General features: G+C 51.9%; 21 protein-coding genes. 11 read left to right on the top strand and 10 right to left on the bottom strand.

Features of this window, described 5'->3' with window-relative positions; translation table 11 throughout:
- Window positions 1-63 precede the first annotated feature (63 nt).
- From PW844_RS09980 to PW844_RS09960, 5 genes are all read right to left on the bottom strand, one after another.
- Window positions 64-210: a hypothetical protein gene (locus tag PW844_RS09980; RefSeq protein ID WP_167379277.1), complete on the bottom strand. Its 147-nt coding sequence runs from the start codon at window positions 208-210 to the stop codon at window positions 64-66.
- An 83-nt stretch (window positions 211-293) separates the two neighbouring features.
- Complete coding sequence (locus PW844_RS09975; protein ID WP_013508023.1) at window positions 294-503, bottom strand: YdgH/BhsA/McbA-like domain containing protein; 210 nt, start codon at window positions 501-503, stop codon at window positions 294-296.
- Window positions 504-697: 194 nt separating this feature from the next.
- On the bottom strand, window positions 698-913 hold the full coding sequence (locus tag PW844_RS09970) for a YdgH/BhsA/McbA-like domain containing protein (RefSeq protein WP_299450845.1): 216 nt from the start codon (window positions 911-913) through the stop codon (window positions 698-700).
- 125 nt (window positions 914-1,038) lie between these two features.
- Entirely contained in the window at window positions 1,039-1,794 is a 756-nt protein-coding gene (locus tag PW844_RS09965) for a 2-phosphosulfolactate phosphatase (RefSeq protein WP_299450842.1), read from the bottom strand.
- 71 nt (window positions 1,795-1,865) lie between these two features.
- Window positions 1,866-2,960, bottom strand: coding sequence for a hypothetical protein (locus PW844_RS09960; RefSeq protein ID WP_299450839.1), 1,095 nt, complete (start codon window positions 2,958-2,960; stop codon window positions 1,866-1,868).
- 435 nt (window positions 2,961-3,395) lie between these two features.
- On the opposite strand from PW844_RS09960, the gene fhuE reads away from it, so the two are divergent.
- Window positions 3,396-5,594 carry a ferric-rhodotorulic acid/ferric-coprogen receptor FhuE gene (gene fhuE, locus PW844_RS09955; RefSeq protein ID WP_299450837.1) on the top strand — a complete coding sequence of 733 codons (2,199 nt, stop codon included), beginning with the start codon at window positions 3,396-3,398 and terminating at the stop codon, window positions 5,592-5,594.
- Between the two features lie 41 nt (window positions 5,595-5,635).
- Here the strand turns inward: fhuE and PW844_RS09950 are convergent, their stop codons facing one another.
- Window positions 5,636-5,902, bottom strand: coding sequence for a YdgH/BhsA/McbA-like domain containing protein (locus PW844_RS09950; RefSeq protein ID WP_299450834.1), 267 nt, complete (start codon window positions 5,900-5,902; stop codon window positions 5,636-5,638).
- Between the two features lie 297 nt (window positions 5,903-6,199).
- Between PW844_RS09950 and PW844_RS09945 the strand changes: the two genes are divergently transcribed.
- From PW844_RS09945 to PW844_RS09910, 8 genes are all read left to right on the top strand, one after another.
- Window positions 6,200-8,173, top strand: coding sequence for an alkyl sulfatase dimerization domain-containing protein (locus tag PW844_RS09945; RefSeq protein ID WP_299450832.1), 1,974 nt, complete (start codon window positions 6,200-6,202; stop codon window positions 8,171-8,173).
- A gap of 158 nt (window positions 8,174-8,331) precedes the next feature.
- A complete protein-coding gene (locus PW844_RS09940; RefSeq protein ID WP_299450829.1) occupies window positions 8,332-9,030 on the top strand; it encodes a sulfatase-like hydrolase/transferase in 699 nt (232 codons plus the stop codon).
- Window positions 9,031-9,116: 86 nt separating this feature from the next.
- Entirely contained in the window at window positions 9,117-10,025 is a 909-nt protein-coding gene (locus PW844_RS09935) for a sulfatase-like hydrolase/transferase (protein ID WP_299450826.1), read from the top strand.
- A gap of 181 nt (window positions 10,026-10,206) precedes the next feature.
- On the top strand, window positions 10,207-11,082 hold the full coding sequence (locus PW844_RS09930) for an HAD family hydrolase (RefSeq protein ID WP_299450823.1): 876 nt from the start codon (window positions 10,207-10,209) through the stop codon (window positions 11,080-11,082).
- An 8-nt stretch (window positions 11,083-11,090) separates the two neighbouring features.
- Complete coding sequence (locus PW844_RS09925) at window positions 11,091-12,365, top strand: anaerobic sulfatase maturase (protein ID WP_299450821.1); 1,275 nt, start codon at window positions 11,091-11,093, stop codon at window positions 12,363-12,365.
- Between the two features lie 19 nt (window positions 12,366-12,384).
- Entirely contained in the window at window positions 12,385-12,684 is a 300-nt protein-coding gene (locus PW844_RS09920; RefSeq protein ID WP_299450819.1) for a YicS family protein, read from the top strand.
- Between the two features lie 43 nt (window positions 12,685-12,727).
- Window positions 12,728-13,894, top strand: a complete 1,167-nt coding sequence (locus PW844_RS09915) for an OmpP1/FadL family transporter (RefSeq protein WP_299450818.1) — start codon at window positions 12,728-12,730, stop codon at window positions 13,892-13,894.
- 33 nt (window positions 13,895-13,927) lie between these two features.
- Entirely contained in the window at window positions 13,928-15,541 is a 1,614-nt protein-coding gene (locus PW844_RS09910; protein ID WP_299450816.1) for a mechanosensitive ion channel domain-containing protein, read from the top strand.
- Here PW844_RS09910 and PW844_RS09905 read toward each other — a convergent pair.
- The 3 genes from PW844_RS09905 to PW844_RS09895 all read right to left on the bottom strand — a co-directional run bounded on the left by PW844_RS09905 (window position 15,534) and on the right by PW844_RS09895 (window position 17,575).
- The gene (locus PW844_RS09905; protein ID WP_299450815.1) at window positions 15,534-15,734 is read right to left on the bottom strand and encodes a diguanylate cyclase; all 201 of its coding nucleotides are present in this window, start codon (window positions 15,732-15,734) and stop codon (window positions 15,534-15,536) included. The two genes, PW844_RS09910 and PW844_RS09905, sit on opposite strands and share 8 nt — an antisense overlap.
- Before the next feature lie 54 nt (window positions 15,735-15,788).
- A complete protein-coding gene (locus PW844_RS09900) occupies window positions 15,789-16,325 on the bottom strand; it encodes an NlpC/P60 family protein (RefSeq protein ID WP_084880800.1) in 537 nt (178 codons plus the stop codon).
- A 269-nt stretch (window positions 16,326-16,594) separates the two neighbouring features.
- Window positions 16,595-17,575, bottom strand: a complete 981-nt coding sequence (locus PW844_RS09895; RefSeq protein WP_299450812.1) for a 2OG-Fe(II) oxygenase family protein — start codon at window positions 17,573-17,575, stop codon at window positions 16,595-16,597.
- Window positions 17,576-18,157: 582 nt separating this feature from the next.
- Between PW844_RS09895 and PW844_RS09890 the strand changes: the two genes are divergently transcribed.
- Both PW844_RS09890 and PW844_RS09885 read left to right on the top strand, forming a co-directional pair.
- Complete coding sequence (locus PW844_RS09890) at window positions 18,158-19,126, top strand: ABC transporter substrate-binding protein (RefSeq protein WP_299450810.1); 969 nt, start codon at window positions 18,158-18,160, stop codon at window positions 19,124-19,126.
- 9 nt (window positions 19,127-19,135) lie between these two features.
- On the top strand, window positions 19,136-20,554 hold the full coding sequence (locus PW844_RS09885; RefSeq protein WP_299450809.1) for an amidohydrolase family protein: 1,419 nt from the start codon (window positions 19,136-19,138) through the stop codon (window positions 20,552-20,554).
- Window positions 20,555-20,602: 48 nt separating this feature from the next.
- Here PW844_RS09885 and PW844_RS09880 read toward each other — a convergent pair whose 3' ends face one another.
- Window positions 20,603-21,961, bottom strand: coding sequence for an 8-oxoguanine deaminase (locus PW844_RS09880; RefSeq protein WP_299450808.1), 1,359 nt, complete (start codon window positions 21,959-21,961; stop codon window positions 20,603-20,605).
- Window positions 21,962-21,968 lie beyond the last annotated feature (7 nt).

Genomic DNA, 21,968 nt, shown 5'->3' with positions numbered 1-21,968 from the left:
TCACACATTGAGTCTCAATTCTGGGAACAATCTGAAGGATTTGCAAATCTGGATTACAGGAAGTTAGTTTTTTTCCATTAATTCGCGCACGGTCGAGATAAATTGCGGCCAGTGGCGAAAACGGATAGCGGGCATATTGGCGTGGCGATGAGATTTGAGAGACTGGACAAATGCCGCTGCCTGGGCTGCGATTTCGTGGTTGTGATGCATGGCATTAACTCCTCATGACGGGTGAAGGGCGAAAAAGGCCGTACCAGGACGGCCCTCTTCGGCACTTCCCTTTGCGACCATAATTATTTGGTCAGTTCAGCCGACAGGTAAGCACCGTTATCAACACGCGCACCGGTGATTTTGTAAGATGCGCCCGCTTGTTTGGCCTGAGCGGCAATTTTGGCTTCGGCACCATCAAGGGTTGAGGCGGAAGCGGTAATGCTTTGTGCGAAGCTGCCGAAAGAAACCAGTGACAGGGCCGCAACTGCAACGAAAGTTTTGATAGATTTCATGGTCATTTCCTCAGAGATTATTTTAAGTTGTGAGGCATTTCGCCCCGATGTGAGAAAGAATAGACCTGTCACCCGGCGGATAAAAGCTGAGCGCTTTGCTGAAATAAATCAAAAAAATTGATAAAGATTGATACCATCAAAAAAAGGGCCACCCCACGGCGACCCTTTCCAGCGCTTCCGGGCATCACTCGCTGTTATTTGTATAACTCAGCGGTCATATGCACACGATTATTCGTGTTGGCTTCAGTGATTTTGTACTGAGCGCCCTGCTGTGCTGCCTGCGCGGCGATTTTCGCTTCAGCACCGTCCAGCGTAGAAGCTGTAACGGAAACGCTCTGAGCAAAGCTGCCAAATGACATCAGTGAAAGAGCAGCGACAGCGGCGATTGACATGGCTTTAATGGTTTTCATGGTCTTCTTCCTTCGTTTATTTGTTAAAAGGCTGTATGCCTTCGATGGAAGTTATAGTAACTATAGTTATCATTTCATGATTGATAATTAGTGCGGTAATTGTGATCGTGGTAATTATCACTCCATCACGGCTTTGAGTTGTCATTAACACAGGGGACAAAAAACTTCCCTGCCAGCTGGCAAGCATTGGCACTCACATCAACCTGCAAACACAGTTCAACATCTGTTGCAAAGCCCCGTTCCCTTAGCTCTGTAGCTGATGCACACTCTTTTAATACGGCAAAATTTTGCTGCTGCGCCGCCTGAAAGGCGGCAACCGCCATCTCCGCATCCGGGGAACGCAGACGCATACCTAATGCCTGGATAATTCCGCCCGCTGCGACATAATCCTCAATCGCCGGACGCAGGCTGCCATCCGGCCAACGCTCACCACAGGGGATCACCAGAATTCGTTGAAAATGGCCACAGGCCGCTGCGGTTGCCTGCCGATTACGTAACCCGGCGCTATAAACCGCGCCGCCATGTTCGCGCGCTTTAAACGCAATGGTGGAACCATTGGGTGATGGCAACACCAGTTTTGTCCCGGCAGGAATATTCAATAATGAGGCGGGCGATAAGGTAAAGGTTTCAGCAGAGAAGCGCCGATCAATGCTCGCGGCCTGCGCACCCATCTCTGCGGCATACGCCTGGGCAGACGCGTCTTTCCAGGGCCAGGGGGCTATCAATGCGCCATTGTCATTCGCCACACTGACACAGGTGGAAAACGACATGACATCTACCACAATCACACAATCCGCATCCTTAGCCAGATGCTGTGCGGCGGCAAGCCCCCATTCCAGACGGATATCGAAGCCATGTTGCGAGAAGTATTGACCAGGCATAACGGAGAGTCACCTTGGGTAGCAGCGCAATCGGGAGCATAGTGTATTGCGCTGCTACAGATTTTTCTCTTTTATTTTAGTGCGATACGCGCCACGCTATCCGGGCCTTTAGTGGAGTTGTCTTTGTTAAACGCCTGCTTCAGGGAAACATACAGCGTTTCACCATCAGGTGACACCAGCAGGCTGTTCGGGTTGGTATCGAACGACCAGCTGTTTTTCACCGCATAGCTGGTGGCATCCAGTTGCAGCACTTTCTTCGACTCACGCTGGCTGATGTAGATCTCATTGCGTTTCGCGTTGAACTTGATGCCCAGTGCGTCACCCGTGATACGCTTGATCACCTTACCGCTATGCTCGTCAAACACCAGCGTGGTCTTGCCTTTGGAATCATCAGTAACGAACAGGCGACCGGTGGCCGGATCTTCTGCCATATTCAGGAACAGGTACTCTTTGCCATCTCCTGCCGTCCAGCGTTGTTCAATTTTATGCGTACGTGGATTGATGACCGCGATTTCCCCTGCACCATTGGCAGCGTAGATACGTTCGGTCAGCGGTGAATAGATGATGCCCGTTACCCATTTACCGACATTTTTGATCGTGGTTTTAGGTTTGAAGGTTTTGGTATCCACCACCGAGATAAAGCCCGGATCAGCGACGCGGCCTACGTAAAGTTCGTTGCCATGCAGCAACATCTCGCGTGCACCGGGCACGTCACCGTCTTTATCCTTCTTACCACCCAGCATCAGGCGTTGCAGCACTTTGCCGCTCTGTGCATCAACTTTCGACACCCCGCCATCCAGCGAGTTGGTGGTGTAGAACACGCCACCTTCGCTATCGATAGCCATACCGAAGTTTTTCAGATCGGTATGGGTTTCCCCTTTGGTTGCCAGCGTAGTCGGGTCGAGGCGATACAACATGCCGCCGTTAACGTCCTTGAAGCTCTGCGCACTGGCGACATACAACGCATTGGCTACCGGAGAGTAAGCCAGTTCATACAAGCCATCACCAATCACACGCTGGGTAAGCTGGTTATCGGTTGGTTTTGCCGCCACGGCGACAGCAACTGTCTGAGTTTTCTGGGCGGGTGCCTGGCAGGCAGTCAGGCTAAATGCGGCAATGACCGCTGCGGCAAGCGCTGCCCGACGCGGACTGAAAAACGATGTCATTCTGAACTCCATCAATGGATAACGGTCTCCGGCAGGACAAAGCTCTGGCGGAAATGATCGTAGAAAGAATGAGAATCATACGCATTAACGAAAACTTAGCAAATCCCCCCTAAACAACAGCTTAGAAGAAGCCCACTCCCCTCGTTATAAACGGAACATTTCCCTGCAAAATACGCCAGCTGGCAGGTGAATTGACGTCAGTAAAAACGTTAACTTGAGTAATTACAAGGTCTATTGACACCCTATCCTTATGATTACCTTAATTTATACAAATATTTACATAATTGAATGAAACCTTTTTAGAATTTTTAAAGCAAATGATTATCATTGGCTTTCTCAATTAATGCGCTTCTTTGCGTTAAATGCCGCAGGATGGTGCGGCTAAATAAAAAAACAGAAGCGATAACAAACACGCTCTTTTTGACGGGAAATATCATGTCTTTGATTTGCAGGGATACTCACGCGTCCGGCATGCGCAAAACCTTTACGGTTTCATTGCTGGCAATGGCAGTACACGCCCTTCTCAACCCGATGACGGCCCAGGCGGCGGATAGCAGCAGCAATACTCAGCAGGATCTGGTGGTGGATGCCACCACCAGCGGCGACAACACCGCCCAGGATAAGCAGGACTATCAGGTCAAAACCACCCGTGCCGGTACCAAATTGTTGCTGACGCCGCGCGATGTGCCGCAATCAGTCAGCGTCGTTACCCAGCAGCGTATGCAGGACCAACAACTGCAAACCATTAATGACGTGCTGAACAACACCACCGGCATCACCAGCAGCCAGGATGACAGTGAACGCGCCTACTACTATTCACGCGGTTTCCAGCTGACAAACTTCACCTTTGACGGTATTCCCACCTCCATGGGTGATTCGTGGAACTATGGGGATACCGCCTCGGATACCGCGATTTACGATCGTATCGAGATCGTGCGCGGTGCCACTGGCCTGATGACCGGCGCAGGTAGCCCGGCGGCGTCTGTCAACATGGTACGTAAACATGCCGACAGCAAAGATTTCACCGGAACGGTAAGTGCCAGCTACGGGAGCTGGAACAAACAGCGTTATGTCGCTGATCTTTCTGCGCCATTAAATGAATCAGGTTCGGTTCGTGGCCGCGTCATTGCCGGTTATCAGGATCAGGACAGCTGGCTGGATCGCTATCACAAAAACACCAAATTCCTTTATGGCACCCTTGATGCGGATCTCACTGATAACACCACCTTGTCACTGGCTTACGATTATCAGGACGCCGACACTCGTGACCCCACCTGGGGTGGCAACCCGGTGTTTTACAGCAATGGTTCTCTGACACATTACCGCCGCAGCCTGAACTCATCCGCCGACTGGACTTACTACCACACCACAGTGCGCAAAGTGTACGCCGACCTGGTGCATAACTTCGATAATGGCTGGAGTTTCCGTCTGAACGGCACGCATGCCGAAAACACCTTCAGCGACAAACTGCTGTATGTGGGATACATGGCTTACCCGGATGAGACCACCGGTGAAGGTGCCGATGGTTTTGGCAGTAAGGACCGGGGCAAACGTGAGTTAACTTCGGTGGATGGCTATGCCAGCGGTCCCTTCGAGTTATTTGGTCGTCAGCATCAGCTGATGGCGGGTATCAGCTATAGTCGTCAGCACAACAGCACCTATAGCCAGAATGGCATCACTGATGAAGATGCAGGAGATATTGCCAGTGATGATATCGGGATATTTAACAATCACTGGAATGGCAATATCGCGGAACCTGAGTGGGGCGACTGGTATCAAAACGCCGATGACGTGGTACGCCAGAAATCTGCCTACACCGCTGCGCGTTTCTCGCTGGCCGATCCGCTGTCGCTGATTGTCGGTGCGCGTTACACGCAGTACAGCACCAATGGCAGCAGCGGCAATATGGAGAAAAACAACATTACGCCTTACGCGGGTGTGGTGTATGACATCAACGATACCTGGTCGGCGTACGCCAGCTATACCTCAATCTTCCAGCCACAAACCTACCGTGACGCCAGCGGCCATTACCTGACGCCGGTAACCGGCAAAAGCTATGAAACCGGCCTGAAATCAGCCTGGTTCGATGGCCGACTGACCGCCACTATGGCGATCTTCCGCATTGAACAGGACAACGTCGGCGAGGAAATCAATGGCGTCTATGTCAACAACAGCAGCGAGCAGGCTTACACCGCGACCAAAGGTGCGCGTAGTAAAGGGGCCGAATTTGAGCTGAATGGTGCGCTGACGGACAATCTGCAAATGACTTTTGGCGCAACACGTTACGTGGCGCGTGATTCAGACGGCCGTTACAACCCGGGTCAACCGCAGACTGAATTTAAGCTGTTCACCCGTTACCAATTGCCCATGCTGCCAGAGTTAACGATCGGTGGCGGTATCAACTGGCAGAACCGTGTGTTTGAGGATGACACCGCACCCGATGGCAGCACCCAACGTGTCTATCAGGGTAGCTACCCACTGGCTAACCTGTTTGCGCGTTATCAGGTCACCAAACAGGTGGCTGTTCAGGCTAACGTCGATAATCTGTTCGACCGCACCTACTACAGTTACATGAATAACTATGTCTACGGTGAACCGCGTAACTTCTCGGTCAGCGTGTCATATCAGTTCTGATAGCCGATGCCTGCGCCCTGGATAACCAGGGCGCAGTGTTTTTATTTGTATACCGTTGCCGTTGCACGGACCTTGTCACCTTCATTGCCGGAGGTGATGACAAAATATTTACCTCCCATTGCATCAGCCTTTTTGGAAATTTCCTCCATCGCGGCACGCGGTGAGGTATGTTCTTTGGTCGAACTCACTGTGCCAACTTTATGATATTTCTTCGCTTCTGCTTTGCTGATTTCCTTTGCAGCAAAGGCTGAGCCACAAATTAACGAAGCGGTGATGAGCGCTATCACTCCTGCCATGATCTTTTTCATTATCACACCTCAGAGATGTTTGAAATCGGACGGATTATTGCAGCAATTAAATTTTTAGACTGAGTTTGAAATATTGCAACTGTTCGATTTAAAACCTGGCGAGGACTAAATTCTAAAAAAAATCATTAACGCTTCGCTTGATTACCAAAAATCTTCGGCTAGGGTTACTTCACAATGTCAATGAATTTAAAACCATTAACCCAATAATTTTCATCACAGTTTCTATTTTTTACTGGCCTTATATTTACCAGGTGCAGCTTCATTTTTATTTTTAGCCCATCAAGCCGAGGTCATTAAATGAAACGGAAACATTTGCATTGTCTGGTAATGGCTGCCCTGCTTACCAGTTCGTTTAATTCTGTTGCTGCGGACACCAATCCCAAAGACGCCACTGGCGCAACTAAACAAGCCAATGATGCGCTGTATAACCAGTTACCTTTTAACGATAAAACCGATTTTAGTGATGCCCACAAAGGATTTATCGCCGCATTACCCGAGGCTGTGATTAAAGGCGCAGCCGGAAATGTTATCTGGGATCCGGGCCAGTACGCGTTTATTAAAGAGGGTGAAAAATCGCCGGATACCGTTAATCCCAGCCTGTGGCGTCAATCACAGTTAATTAATATCAGCGGGCTATTTCAGGTTACCGATGGCGTCTACCAAATCCGCAATCTTGACCTCTCCAATATGACCATCATCGAAGGTGACAAAGGTATCACGGTTATCGACCCACTGGTTTCCGCTGAAACCGCCAAAGTAGGGATGGATCTTTACTATAAACATCGTGGTAAAAAACCTGTGGTCGCGGTGATTTATACTCACAGCCACGTTGACCACTACGGTGGAGTACGTGGCGTAGTAGACGAAGCGGATGTGAAATCCGGCAAAGTGAAAATTTATGCCCCGGCAGGTTTTATGGAGGCCGCGGTGGCTGAAAATATTATGGCAGGCAACGTGATGAGCCGCCGTGCCAGTTACATGTACGGCAACCTGTTAAAAGCAGACCCGAAAGGCCAGGTCGGCGCGGGATTAGGCACCACCACTTCAGCGGGGACCGTCACCCTGATCGCCCCAACGGACACCATCAGTAAAACCGGTGAGAAGCACACCATCGATGGCCTGACCTATGAATTTATGATGGCACCGGGTTCGGAAGCGCCATCAGAGATGTTGTGGTATGTCGAAGAGAAGAAAATGATTGAGGCGGCGGAAGATGTCACCCATACCCTGCATAACACCTACTCCCTGCGCGGTGCTAAGATTCGTGAACCGCTGCCCTGGTCAAAATACATCAACGATGCCATCACCCGCTGGGGCGATAAAGCCGAGATTATCATCGCCCAGCATCACTGGCCGACCTGGGGCAATGATAACGTCAACAACCTGCTGAAAACCCAGCGCGATCTCTATCGTTACATCAACGATCAGACGCTGCGGATGGCGAATGAAGGCCTGACGCGTGACGAAATCGCCGCCAACTTCAAATTGCCGGATGGACTGGCGAAAACCTGGGCGAACCGGGGTTATTACGGTTCAGTAAGCCATGACGTGAAAGCCACTTATGTGCTCTATCTGGGTTGGTTCGATGGTAATCCTGCCACGCTGGATGAGCTGCCCCCGGAAGAAGCAGCGAAGAAATTCGTTGAATACATGGGCGGTGCGGACTCAATCCTGCAAAAAGCCAAAACCGACTTCGACCAGGGGAATTACCGCTGGGTAGCACAGGTCGTCAGCAAAGTGGTGTTTGCCGATCCCAACAATAAAGCTGCGCGCGATCTGGAAGCCGATGCCCTGGAACAATTGGGTTATCAGGCTGAATCCGGCCCATGGCGTAACTTCTATCTCACTGGCGCGCAGGAGCTGCGTAATGGCGTGGTTAAAGGCCCCACGCCAAATACTGCCAGCCCGGACACAGTCAAAGCCATGACACCAGAAATGTTCTTCGATTTCCTCGCGGTGCATATCAATGGCGAGAAAGCCGGCAATGCGAAGGCAGTGATTAACGTCGATCTGGGTGATGATGGCGGCAAATATAAGCTGGAACTGGAAAATGGTGTGCTCAACCACACGTCTGATGCCCAGGCACAAAATGCGGATGCTACCCTCACCCTCAACCGCGACACCCTGAACAACATCATCCTCAAGGAAGAAACGCTGAAGCAGGCGCAGGATAAGGGGGAAGTTAAAATCAGCGGTAATCCCGCCAAAGTCGATGAGTTGCTTGGCTACATGGATAAATTTGAGTTCTGGTTCAATATGGTGACGCCGTAATAATTACCGGGCTACCGAGCCATTGGGTAGCCCGGAATCACCCTAAAAAAACGCTTATTCTGTTTTTATTTTTTTCGCGAATGGACGTAAGACAATCTCAATACCTTTCTGTGCAGTGAATACTTTCAAAACAACCGCTATTTCTAAGGATGTAAACGATGAACAGATCCTATAAAGGCGTTGGTGTTTTAGCTCTTGCTGCCGGTTCGATACTTCTGCCCCATTATCTCCGGGCGGAAGAACCCGCGAAAAATGTGTCGGATGATCAGAGCAACGGTAATAAACCCAATATTATTTTAATTGTTGCCGATGATACCGGTTACGGTGATCTCGGTGCCTATGGGGGTGGCGAAGGCCGGGGTATGCCAACGCCAAATCTCGATAAAATGGCGCAGGAAGGGATGACCTTCTTCAGTTTTTACGGGCAGCCGAGCAGTACCCCAGGCCGCGCAGCAATGCAGACCGGGCGTATACCTAATCGCAGTGGCATGACCACGGTGGCATTCCAGGGCCAGGGCGGCGGGCTACCGAAAGAGGAATGGACACTGGCTTCGGTACTGAAAACAGCAGGTTACGACACCTTCTTCACCGGCAAATGGCACCTGGGGGAATCGGACTATGCCCTGCCGAATGCTCAGGGTTATGACGAGATGCGCTATGTCGGGCTTTACCATCTCAATGCCTACACCTACGCCGATCCGACCTGGTTCCCGGATATGGATCCTAAACTGCGCGAAATGTTCGCCCGCGTGACGCGAGGGGCATTATCAGGAAAAGCCGGTGAAGCGCCCCATGAAGATTTCAAGATCAATGGTCAGTACGTTAATACCCTGAAATTAATGGTAAAGAAGGTGTAGTCGGTATTCCTTTCTTTGATCGCTATGTAGAAAAAGCCTCACTGGAATACCTCGATGCTCATGCGAAAGACAGCAAACCTTTTTTCATGAGCATCAATTTTATGAAGAACCATCAACCTAATATGCCCGACCCGGACTTTGTCGGAAAATCAATGGCGAAGACCAAATATGCCGATTCGATGGTAGAAATGGATGCCCGCGTCGGTCACATCATGGACAAAATCCGTTCGCTGGGACTGGATAAAAATACCTTAGTTGTCTTCACCACCGATAACGGTGCCTGGCAGGACGTTTATCCTGATGCCGGATATACGCCGTTTCGTGGCACTAAAGGCACCGATCGTGAAGGAGGAAGCCGCGTACCAGCCATCGCCTGGATGCCGGGCAAAATCAAAGCCGATAGCAAAAACCATGACATCGTGGGAGGCCTCGACTTGATGGCCACCTTCGCGTCTGTAGCGGGCATTAAAGAACTGCCCAAAAATGACCGCGCAGGAAAACCCATTATCTTCGACAGTTACGATATTTCCCCGGTACTGTTCGGCACTGGCCCGGACCCTCGAACATCATGGTTCTACTTTACCGAAAATGAACTGACACCAGGGGCCGTCAGGGTCGGACACTACAAAGCAGAGTTCAATCTGCGCGGCGATAATGGTGCCTCAACTGGCGGGCTGGCGGTGGACAGCAACTTAGGCTGGAAAGGTCCGTCGTCCTATGTGGCGACTGTGCCGCAGATTTTCGATCTCTGGCAGGACCCGCAGGAACGTTATGACATCTTTATGAATAACTACACCGAGCACACCTGGACGCTGGTGACGTTCAACCAGGCCATCGGTGACCTGATGAAAACCTACATTAAATATCCACCACGTCCGGCACAAAGTGAATCCTATACCGGTCCGATTACCATCAGCCAGTATCAGCGTTTCCAGAATGTGCGCGATCAGCTCGATAAAGAAGGTTTCCAGTTGGGATTACCAACCGGTAACTGAGTATTTAATGCCTGGCCCATATTTTATGGGCCATTTTTTCTGCCTTCATGAAGGTATCGAAATGAAAACATTCGCGCATTCAATCACTGTATTCATTTTGTGGTTTTGCTTCGCCTTGCCAGCCGTCCACGCTGCGACGGAGCTCCCCTCCTGGAATGACTCTGCGTCGAAAGAAAAGATTATGAGTTTTGTCCAGAAAGTCACACAGCAAGGCAGTGCGGATTACGTGCCGCCAGAGGAACGTATTGCGGTATTTGATAATGACGGTACGCTCTGGACCGAACAGCCTGCATATGTGCAACTGGTGTACCTGATCGATCGTATCAAAGCACTGGCACCGCAGCATCCTGCATGGAAAAACCAGCAACCTTTTAAAGGGATACTGGAAAACGATATGCATGCCGTGGCCGCAACCGGCAATCAGGGACTGATGGCAATTGAACACGCCGCTGACGCCGGAATGACCACCGACGACTTTAAAACCAGCGTGACACAATGGTTGCAGACTGCGCGCGACCCTCGCTTCAAACGCCCCTACACCGAACTGGTTTACCAGCCGATGCTGGAGCTGCTGAGCTATCTACGCGCCAACGGTTTTAAAACCTATATCGTTTCCGGCGGCGGCACTGATTTTATGCGTCCGTGGGTAGAAAAAACCTATGGCATCCCGCCGGAACAGGTGATTGGTTCGACTGACCAGGTCAAATTCGAAATGGGGAAAGATGGCAAACCGCGTCTGATTAAACAAGGGGTCATTAACTTTATCGACGATGGTGATAATAAACCGGTGGCCATCAATCGTTATATTGGCCGGATGCCCATCCTCGCCTTCGGCAATTCCGATGGCGATTTGCCGATGCTGCAATATGTCTCCTCTGGCTCTAAAACCAATCTGGTGCTTTATCTTCATCACGATGACGCTGAGCGTGAATATGCCTACGACCGTCAATCCGCTTTTGGACGACTGGATAAAGGACTGGATGAAGCGCATCGGCATGGCTGGCCCGTTGTCAGCATGAAAAAAGACTGGAACACCGTCTTCCCGGCATCTCAGTGAGGCATCCGATGAAACATAGCACGACTATTCCGCTGACTCCGCTGCCGACTTTTGAAAAGCTGGGAGTGAACTACAAACGTCGTTATCACATGATGGCAAAGCCCTCCGGTTCCACCTGTAACCTGGATTGCAACTACTGCTTTTATCTGCATAAAGAAGAATTATTACATCAACATCGTGACGCAGGTATGAGTGGTGAAATACTGGAAAACTTTATCCGTCAATACATTGCCAGCCAGGACGGGGAGGAGATTATTTTTTCATGGCAAGGCGGTGAACCGACATTAATGGGGCTGGAATTTTTCGAAAAGGTTGTCGCTTTACAGAAAAAATACCAACCCCGCGGCCAGCGGATTGAAAATGATCTGCAAACCAATGCGGTGTTAATTAATGACCATTGGGCCAGATTTTTGAAGAAGCATCATTTCCTCGTGGGTGTTTCCATTGATGGGCCACGGGAGTTACATGACCGTTATCGTGTCACGCGCAGTGGAAAACCCACCTTTGATCGCGTGATGAAAGGCGTTGATGCCTTAAAGCGTCACGGCGTTCCTTTCAATGCATTGGTGGTGGTGAACCGTACCTCCGCAAAATATCCCCTTGAAGTCTATCGTTTTTTGACTCAGGAATTAGGTGCGACTTATATCCAGTTTAATCCCTGCGTGGAGCCGGTTGATTTTAAACATACCGCGCCACAATTCTGGCAGGATGACACCCTTCCCGTCACCGGATCGCGACGCGCCCGGCCGGGCGATCTGGACTCAATCGTCACCGACTGGTCGGTTGATCCTGAAGACTGGGGGCAGTTTCTGATCGCCACTTTTCAGGAGTGGGTCAGTAAAGATCTTGGCCGGGTGCAAGTGAACTTATTTGAAACCGCAGTCGTCCAGACCATGGGGTTGCCTTCTCAACTCTGCATCACTGCCGAGTTTTGTGGTAAGGGGCTGGCAATTGAAAAAAATGGCGATGTGTTTTCCTGCGATCATTATGTTTACCCCGAATATCGCCTGGGGAATGTCACCACCCATCAACTGGCACAGCTGGTGTTTTCTGAGCGACAAAAACAATTCGGCATGGGGAAACGTAATACTCTGCCACGATACTGCAAAACCTGCCCATATCTGACGCTTTGCTGGGGGGAATGCCCGAAAAATCGTATCGTGCTCACACCAGATGGCGAATCCGGTCTAAATTATTTATGTCCGGGTATTAAAGCTTTTTTTACATCCGCTATGCCCGCGTTGCAGCAGATCGCAAAAATACTCACTGACCTTAAAGAGTAATTCACGAATGGAGAATAATATGCGTCGATCTCTATTATTATTGGCCCTGTTGCTGATGCCGTTTCACTATCTGGCAGCATCCCCGTATGAAAGCCTCGGTTTTGCCTTGCGCGAGCAAACGATTTTACAGGACCTGCGTGCGCACTGCCATGTCAGCACCACCGTTTCCGATCAGGCGCTGACAAAATACTTTACCGATAATAAAGAGACTCATGATGAGATTATCGCCGCTGCTGATGCATTAAAAGCCGGTAATCAGCAGCTGTATCATAAAAAAATCAGTGATGTTTCCTGCCCATCCGGATTAGCCAGTAAATAACTACCCAGTCGGGAGACGTTATGCGCCGCAATGTCCTGTTATTATGGCGTTGAGTACGCCACTACTTGCCCATGCCAGTGGTTTATATCTGTATGAAATTGCCACGGAAGATACCGGCCTTGCCGGTGCTGGCCAGGCCGCACGGGCACAGGATGCATCAACGTTAATGACCAACCCCGCCGGGATGACGCGACTGCCAGATCATATGATTACTGGTGGTCTTCAGGCGTTATACGGCGATACGCCCTATACACTGGATAATGATGCCGCCTTACAGGGCAACAGCCCCGGCAACACTATCGGCTGGTTTCCCGGCGCCAGCATGTTCTACCATCAGCGCCTTAGCGACCGCTGGTCAGCGGGCATCGGCTTGTATGGCAATTACGGCCTGGGGTTAGATTTTGGCAATTGGGCGGGGGACCGCTTGATCAAAAAAAGCACCCTGATTGCGATGACACTGAGTCCGGCCATCGCGTGGAAAATCAATGAGCGACTGTCGTGGGGGCTGGGTCTCGGTATCAACTACGGCTTTCTGTCATTGACGCGTAATGTTGATGGGCAGGATGAAAAAGCCACGGATCATGACTGGGCACTTAACTTCCGTACCGGCTTACTCATGCAAGTCACCGATGCAACGCGCGTGGGTCTCACCTACACCAGCAAAACTGATTATCACTTCAACATCAATGGCACAGCACGCTTCCCGCAGTTAGATAATGTCTCTTATAACCTGCCAATATCGGCGCAGGTTAACACCCCGGCACAACTGATGTTAAGTGCGGTACATGACCTCAATCAGCAATGGTCGCTGTTAGCCGACCTCGGCTGGCAGGACTGGAGCGCTTACGGTACCAATCAGATCACTGTCAGCGGCCAACCACTGACGCGCGACAATCGCCTGCACGACACCTGGCACACCGCACTTGGCGTGCAGTTCCGCCCGAATGACCAATGGCGTCTGAACACGGGTATCGCCTATGACAGCAGTTTCTATAAAAACCAGGATGATACCTCAATGACCATGCCCTCGGGTGCAGCGTGGCGTTATGGCGTTGGTGCGCAATACCAGCTGACGACGTCCAGCAATATTGGGGTGGCCTTTGAATACCTGAATATGGAATCGTCGTCCGTTTCATCGCCACTGGTGAAAGGTCACTATAACGATCCGAATATCTATTTTTTCAGCATGAATTACAGCTATCAGTTCTGATTACTGTCAGAACCTGGCACGAGGATGAGCGTAATGAAAACAGGCGTTTATCTGCTTTGCTGGCTATTACTATTTCTCGCGACAAGTGTGTTTAGCGCTGAACCGCGTCAGTCACCTTCACCACAGGAGAAGGCACGAACCCTGGTGCTGCTGAATCAACCCGTCGTGATGTTGCAGGCACGTTTTGGCATGACCACCCCGGAAGAACGCGTACAACGTACCCTGACACAGTTACGCGGGCTAAACGCTGACGATCTGCAACAACCGGTCGTTATGGAACCTGTGATGCGTTACCACCAGCCCGGGGTGCTATTTTCCGTCAACCATCAGCCATTTATGTTACTCAGCCAGGCCGACCTGGATGAAGGTGACGATTTAACGCTGATGCAGGCGGCAGACCGTGTTTATCAGCGTCTGGAAAAATTACGTGCCTTACTGAAGGAGCAGTATTCTCCGCACTATTTGCTGATTTCGCTGGTGAAAAGCCTGGCTGGCGCAGCGGGGTTAGTCCTGTTGGTGGCGCTGTGCTGGCACCTGAATCAGTGGCAGACACGCGCAGCGGCCAAACGTCCGGCCAGCCGCAAACACCTGCTACCTGCACCGGTGCGGACTTTTTTCGGGCCAGTCCGGTTACGGATGTATCAGACATTAATGTGGCTGCTTTGCCTGGTCATGACTTACCTGTGGTTAAGCTGGGTATTGCGCTTGTTTCCTTATACCCGCATCTGGGGACTGGATCTGGGTGATTATGCGCTGTCGCTGTTGCAGGAGATCGGCGTGGCGGTGCTGTCGGCATTGCCGGGTTTATTTATTGTCGCCGTGATTATCCTGATCACCGCCATTTTCACCCGTATTATTCGGCTGGTACTCCGTCGGGTCGAGTATGGAAATATGCATATTCCCGGCCTGCATCCTGAAACTATCGGCGTAACGCGCCGTTTGATCAGTGTTGCTATCTGGCTGTTTGCGCTCTCTGCCGCTTATCCGTTTCTGCCCGGTGCCAATTCCCTGGCGTTCAAAGGTATTAGTGTGTTCTTCGGTCTGATGCTGACGCTGGGATCGGCGGGTATCATGAACCATGCCATGAGTGGTCTGGTACTCACCTACTCACGCGCCCTGCGTAAAGGCGATGTGATTCGTATTAGTGACAATGAAGGTGTGGTCACTGAAGTCGGGATGCTGGCGACAAAAATCATCACACGCGAAAATTATGAAGTCACGGTGCCGAATGCGGTGGTGGTCAGTGGCAAGATCACCAATCTCAGCACCGCACTTAAAGGCACAGGGATTAATCTGACCACCAGCGTGACGATCGGCTATGACACACCGTGGCGTCAGGTGCACAGTATGCTTGAGCTAGCCGCCAGCCGCACGCAAGCCATTGTACATCAGGAACCTCCGCTGGTACGTCAACTGGCGCTAATGGACTGGTACATCGCCTATGAACTTCAGGTGCGGCTGCCAGCAGGCGGATCTCTGGCCGCCGCCAGAACTGAACTACATAGCCATATTCAGGATGTATTTAATGAGTTTGGTGTGCAGATTATGTCACCAAATTTCGTTGCGCAGCCGGAGGGAAACGTATTGGTCACGCCGGAAAACTGGTACACCCCTCCGGCGCGCAAGCCAGACCCGGATGTCAGCTGACCCAGCAATTTCTGCCGCGCTCTTTAGCGCGATACAGCGCCTTATCAGCCAGAGCAATGATCGCCTCAGCAGTCAGACCGGGCGCTGCACGGGCAATACCCATACTGGCCGTCACATACGAGGCAGCGTCAGATGTCGCATGCGGTAGCGCACGCCGTTGAAAACTCTGTTGTTGCGGTTGGGAACTGTTCACCAGACATCCTTTACGTTGATGGCATTGATAAACAGTTTATCTGCTGAGTGTAAATCAGGTAGTTTTATTCAGCGTAATTTCGGAGTTGTATTCCCGGTGCAAACGGCGCGCCTGAATAAATACTGATTTCCAATACGGATTGTTCAGGGAAGAACGCATGACTCCACGACTGGCCGATGCGTGCAGGAATTGTTGATCGGTGTCATAAAAACCAACGTGCAGTTCATGATTGATGCGGAAAAATACCAGGTCGCCGGGCTGCATATGGTCAGGCTGAACCCGCTCACCCATTTGAATTAATTCACGCGTGGTGACACGGTCCATCGGAATATTGAAACGATCCTTTAAGGTGCGCCACACGAAGCCGGAACAATCAACACCGGATAATTGCGTGCCACCCCATTGATAAGGTGTTCCCTGCCATGAATGCATCTGGTCATGCAACGCGGCAATAACCGGAATAAGATCTTCCTGGCTTTGAGCACTGTCATTGTCGGCCTGTGAGTCACGATGGGCAGAATGGGATGAGCACCCTGCGAGAGAGAGAAAAACCAGAGCGGCCAGTGCTTTAAACATTGCAGGGGAATTCATGGTGTCGTGTGTCACTCATTGAAGTTGGTTTCAGGTTTATACCGCAGTAATGAACGCCGGAAAAATCAGAACCGCTCAGACTTGCAGTACCTTACACTTCACTTACTCAGGCTTACACTACAATACCAGGATATTTCCGCAGGTAAATAGTTAAATCACTTTCTGATGAATTAATCGACAGGTGCAGGATGTATTGCACATCCTGCACACAAATTTGGCTTAAAATTAATTCAGCGCTGACTCACGAAGCGAAGCGGTATTATTTTCGCTCAATATTTACCGGAAAAGTTTGCACTGATACGTTGTGCCAGATAATCCTTCGCCGAAATCGGTGGATATTTTTTCTCCGGCCCTTCGATAATAACGTCTTCATTCGCCTGGCAGAAAAACGCCAGGCTGTAGCGCGCAGGGACGGATTCGCCTGGTAAAGGATTTGCCACGCGATGGAAATTGGACGGCAATTTATCATCGCTCCAGCGCATCAGCATATCGCCAATATTGCAGGTAATCAGCCCATCCAGCGGCGCGATTGGTGTCCAGACCTGCTCCTCCATCTCTTTACCCGGACATACCTGCAAACCGCCTTGCCCATCGCGCTGGAACAATAAGGTCAGGCAATCGAAATCAGTATGTGCACCTGCACGCCACGGGCCATCCACCTCACCGGTGATAGCAAAGTAATGCAGCATACGTAAGGTGCTTTGGTAAGTGGCGTGAGAGGGTTCATGTGCATGGCTGAAGAAGTCCTCCGGGAAGCCAAGCTTCAGCGCGAAGCATGAAAGCAGCTTCATCCCCACCGCCCAGCACTGACGCTCGAACTTCATTATCTCATCACGAAAACCTGGCAGGGTGTCATCATCCGGCCACAGGCCAGCCATACGTGGCAGCGTAATCTGGTACGACTCTTTCTGATCAGGCTTGCCGGTAGAAGGACGGATTTGTGCACGATATTCCCAACCTGCATTGCGGCTGAGCGGATGACGGGCCTTTTCGCTTTCCGGCAGCGCAAAAAAACGCTCCGCATTGGCGAACGCGGCGTTGATATCGTCGAGTGGGATATCATGGCCGGAGACCTGGAAGAACCCGATGTCTATGGCCGCCTGCCACAGCTGGTCGGCGATTTCGTGTTTACGTTGGTCGAAATCAGCGAGATCGATGATACGCACTTCGCGCACCGCTTCACTGCCGCGTGCGCCCATGCGTGATTCTTTAGCCAGTTCATGCATGGTATAAGTCGTTGTCTTTTCCATTGGTACACCTCGTTATAAAGAGATAACGGATGACCTGTACCGCAACTGGCAGGCCATCCCCGCGTCCATTGGCTGGACGATCGAGCAATGACCCACCGGGCAACGACCACGGCTGACAGCTTCTACTCAATAGCAATCTGGCAATATTTGTGCCACAAATCGCACGCTACCGTCGCGGCACCATTTATCACGCGGTTGTTGCGGTGGCGCGGCTTAAAAACGCGCAATAAATCGCGCAGCAACGGGTTAAATACAGTTTTATTGCACCATAACAATGCAAACCAGCAACCAATGACTCACAAATGAGCAAAATCTAACAAACATCTCACCAACCCATAATGTCGCTAAGAGATTTATTTTAATAAATTCATAATGATAAACATAATCATGGTAAATGGCATGGGCTTTGCTATTTTCCATGCAGAGTATAAGCGGTTAGCGTGGCGCGCCTGCCATGCGGAACATTGCTCTACAGCTTCGGCTGTACCTCGTCAGGGGACGGTGCTATGCATCGTGAGCAGGTTCATACACCGCATCATCCCCTGAATACGAACACACTTTGCGTTTGCTTTGGGGGTTTTTATGTCAATGTCGTCCTTCCGTTTGCCGCTGTTTGCCGCGCTTATCGGCGCATCTTCCCTCACCCACGCCGCAGACAAGCTGGTGCTGCAAACCACCTGGGTCGCACAAGCCGAGCAAGGCGGTTATTACCAGGCTGTCGCCACCGGAATCTATAAAAAGTATGGCCTGGACGTGGAAGTCCGTTCAGGCGGGCCGCAGCTGAACAATATGACGCTGCTACTGGCGAACCGTGCCGATGTTATCGTCAGCTATGATCTTCAGGTGTTGCAGGGCATCCAGCGTAACTTCCCGCTCAAAGCCATCGCCGCCCCCTTCCAGTTCGACCCACAGGGCATTATCACCCACGGTGATGTAAAGGATTTGGCCGGGCTGAAGGGTAAAACTGTGCTGGTCTCCGCCAGCGGCCAGGCCAGCTGGTGGCCGTGGCTGAAAAGCAAATATCAGCTCAACGACGACCAGGTGCGTCCTTATACTTTCAATATGCAGCCGTTCCTCGCCGATAAAAATACCGCGCAGCAGGCGTACGCCACCTCTGAAGTCCAGCAAATTAAAGAAGTGCAGCCGGACAGCCAATTTTATCTGTTCGCCAATTACGGCTATCCGGCGTATGGCGGCATTCTGGTGACGCGCGATGACCTGTTGCAGCAGAAACCCGATGTGATGAAACGTTTTGTCGAAGCCTCAATGGAGGGCTGGAAATCTTACCTGGCTAATCCCGCTGCCGGTGACGCGCTGATCAAAAAAGAAAATCCACAGATGACCGATGCGATTCTGGCGTTTGGCGTCTCGCAGATGAAAGCCCTGCATTTGATTGATGGCGGCGATGCGGCGAAACAGGGACTGGGAGTGATGACGGAAAAACGCTGGCAAACCACTCGCGACTTTATGGTAAAAGCCGGGTTGCTGGATGCCGCCACGCCGTGGCAAAAAGCCTTTACCACCCAGTTCTATCGTCAGACAGCCATGTAAGGGACAGGCATGAAAATTCTGATTAAAAATTGCCAGGCCATCCTCACCGGGGATGCTCAGCAGCCCCGCAGTCACACGCGTGATATCCGTATCGAAAACGGTCTGATCAGCGAACTGGGTTCGCTTCTGGCACAGGCCGATGAGCAGGTGATCGACGCACGCGATTGTGTGGTCTATCCGGGCTGGGTCAACACCCATCATCACCTGTTCCAATCACTGCTGAAAGGCGAGCCGCAGGGGCTGAACCAAAGTCTCGGCGCCTGGCTAGCCGCCACCCCTTACCGTTTTCGTGGTGCGTTTGATGAACAGACTTTCCGCATCGCTGCACGCATTGGTCTGGTGGAGTTAGTGCGCTCCGGCTGCACCACCATTGCCGATCACCACTATCTTTACTGGCCTGAGATGCCGTTTGATGGCGCGCAGATTTTGTTTGAGGAGGCGCAACAGCTCGGCGTACGTTTCGTGTTATGCCGTGGCGGTGCCACCCAGAGCCGTGGGCTGGAAAGCGATTTACCCACTGCCTTGCGCCCGGAAAAGTTCGAGACAATGATGGCCGATGTCGAACGGCTGGTGACGCAGTACCATCAGCCCAACGCCTTCGCCATGCGTCAGGTGGTGATGGCACCCACCACCACACTGCATTCCACCACACCGCAGGAGTTGCGGGAAAGTGCCAAGCTGGCGCGCCAGCTTGGCATTCGTCTGCACAGTCACCTGTCCGAAACGGTTGATTATCTCGATGCCGCCAAAGCCAAATTTGGTATGACACCTCTGCAATTCTGCGCCGAGCATGACTGGATCGGCAGCGATGTGTGGTTCGCCCATCTGGTGAAATTGTTGCCGGAAGAGATCGCCTTACTCGGTGCAGCAGGCAGCGGTATCGCCCATTGTCCCCAGAGTAATGCCCGCCTCGGCAGCGGTATTGCTGACCTGATTGCTCTCGAGCAGGCCGGGGTAAAAGTTTCGATTGGTGTTGATGGAGCGGCATCCAATGAAGCCGCAGATATGCAGAGCGAAACCCATGCTGCCTGGCAATTACAACGCGCCCGTAAAGGGATGCTGGCGCAACCGCGTTATGCCGGTGGCACTTTTGAAGGCGGTGGCGATGCCGCCAGCATTGAAGATGTGGTGCGCTGGGGCTCCCACGGCGGCGCACAAGTGCTGGGATTGCAAACCGGCGTGATTGCTCCAGGTATGGCGGCGGATATCGCAATTTATCAGCTCGACGATCCGCGCTACTTCGGTTTGCACGATATGGCCATCGGGCCGATTGCCTGTGGCGGGCGGGCGCGTATCAAGGCGCTGCTCTGCCATGGAAAAATTATCATGCAGGATGATGTGATTCCGGGCGTCGATTTGCCAGCGCTGGGACGAGCTGCCGCTGATGCAGTGAAAATCCTTCAGCAGCGAGCAGGCGTGACAGTGTAACATGATCCGTAACGGCGCGACGCATCGCGCCGTTACAGGATATGATGATTACAATCCGGCAATCAGCGCTTTGGCTGCTGCACGATGTTTCACCATCAGCTCTGCCGCATCCAGCCCGATGATCTCACCGTCTGACACACGCCATTCCCCACCTACCATCACTTTATCCGCCCGTTCCGCACCACATAAAATCAACGCAGATAACGGATCGTGGCTGCCGCTAAAGCGCAGCTCATCCAGCTTAAATAATGCCAGATCCGCCTGTTTGCCCACCGCCAGCTCACCAATATCCGCACGTCCCAGCAAGCGCGCCGACCCGGCTGTCGCCCATCGCAGCACCCGCTGCGGGGTTATCTGTTCGGCGCCATAGCGCAACCGTTGCAGATAAAGTGCCTGGCGTGCCTCGTACATCAAATTCGACGCATCATTCGAGGCCGAACCATCCACACCCAGGCCAACCGGCGCGCCAGCCGCCTCAAGATCTACCGTCGGGCAAATGCCTGAAGCCAACCGCATATTCGATACCGGACAATGGCAGATACCGGTGCCTGCGGCACCCAGACGTTTGATTTCGTCATCATTGAAGTGAATGCCATGCGCCAGCCAGGTTCGATTGCTGAGCCAGCCCACATGTTCCAGATAATCAACGGTGCGCATACTAAAGGTTTGCTGGCAAAACGCCTCTTCATCCAGCGTCTCCCCCAGATGAGTATGCAGGCGAACATCATGCTGTTCCGCCTGGCGGGCGATTTCGCGCATTAAATCGGTGGTCACGGAAAACGGGGAACAGGGTGCGAGGCCGATCTGAATCTGCGCTCCTTCGTGTCGCTGGTGATACTGCTTAATCAGGCGCAGGCTATCCTGCAAAATGGTGTCGGCATCCTGAATAGTCTGCTGTGGAGGCAGGCCACCCTGTTCTTCTCCCAGATTCATCGAACCCCGGGTAAGCAGCGCGCGCATGCCCAGCTGTTGTACCACCTCCACCTGCACATCAAGTGACTGCTCCATCCCGGCAGGGAAAAGATAGTGATGATCGCTCACTGTAGTACAGCCGGACTGCAACAACTCCGCCATCGCCACCTGACTTGCCAGATGCAGCGCCTCGGGGGTCAGGCGCGCCCATACTGGATATAGCGTTTTCAACCACGGGAAAAGCGGTTGATTCACTACCGGAAGCCAGGCGCGGGTTAAGGTTTGATAGAAATGATGATGGGCATTAATCAGACCGGGTAATACCACATGGTCACGGGCATCAACCACGCTGTCACAAGGCTGAGACGGGGTCTGCCCAAGGCGCAGAATTTCGCTGATACGTGAACCTTCAATGACCAGGCCGCCACGGCCATCAAGGTTGTCGGGGAGAAATACGGCAAGGGGGTTTTTAATCCAGATACGGGCAGCGCACATGGCTGGC

Origin of the sequence: Pantoea sp. (assembly GCF_028283705.1) — a bacterium.
Taxonomy (GTDB): Bacteria; Pseudomonadota; Gammaproteobacteria; order Enterobacterales; family Enterobacteriaceae; genus Pantoea.
Note: the sequence above shows the minus strand (reverse complement) of the source record. Positions and strands in the feature narration are given on the sequence as shown.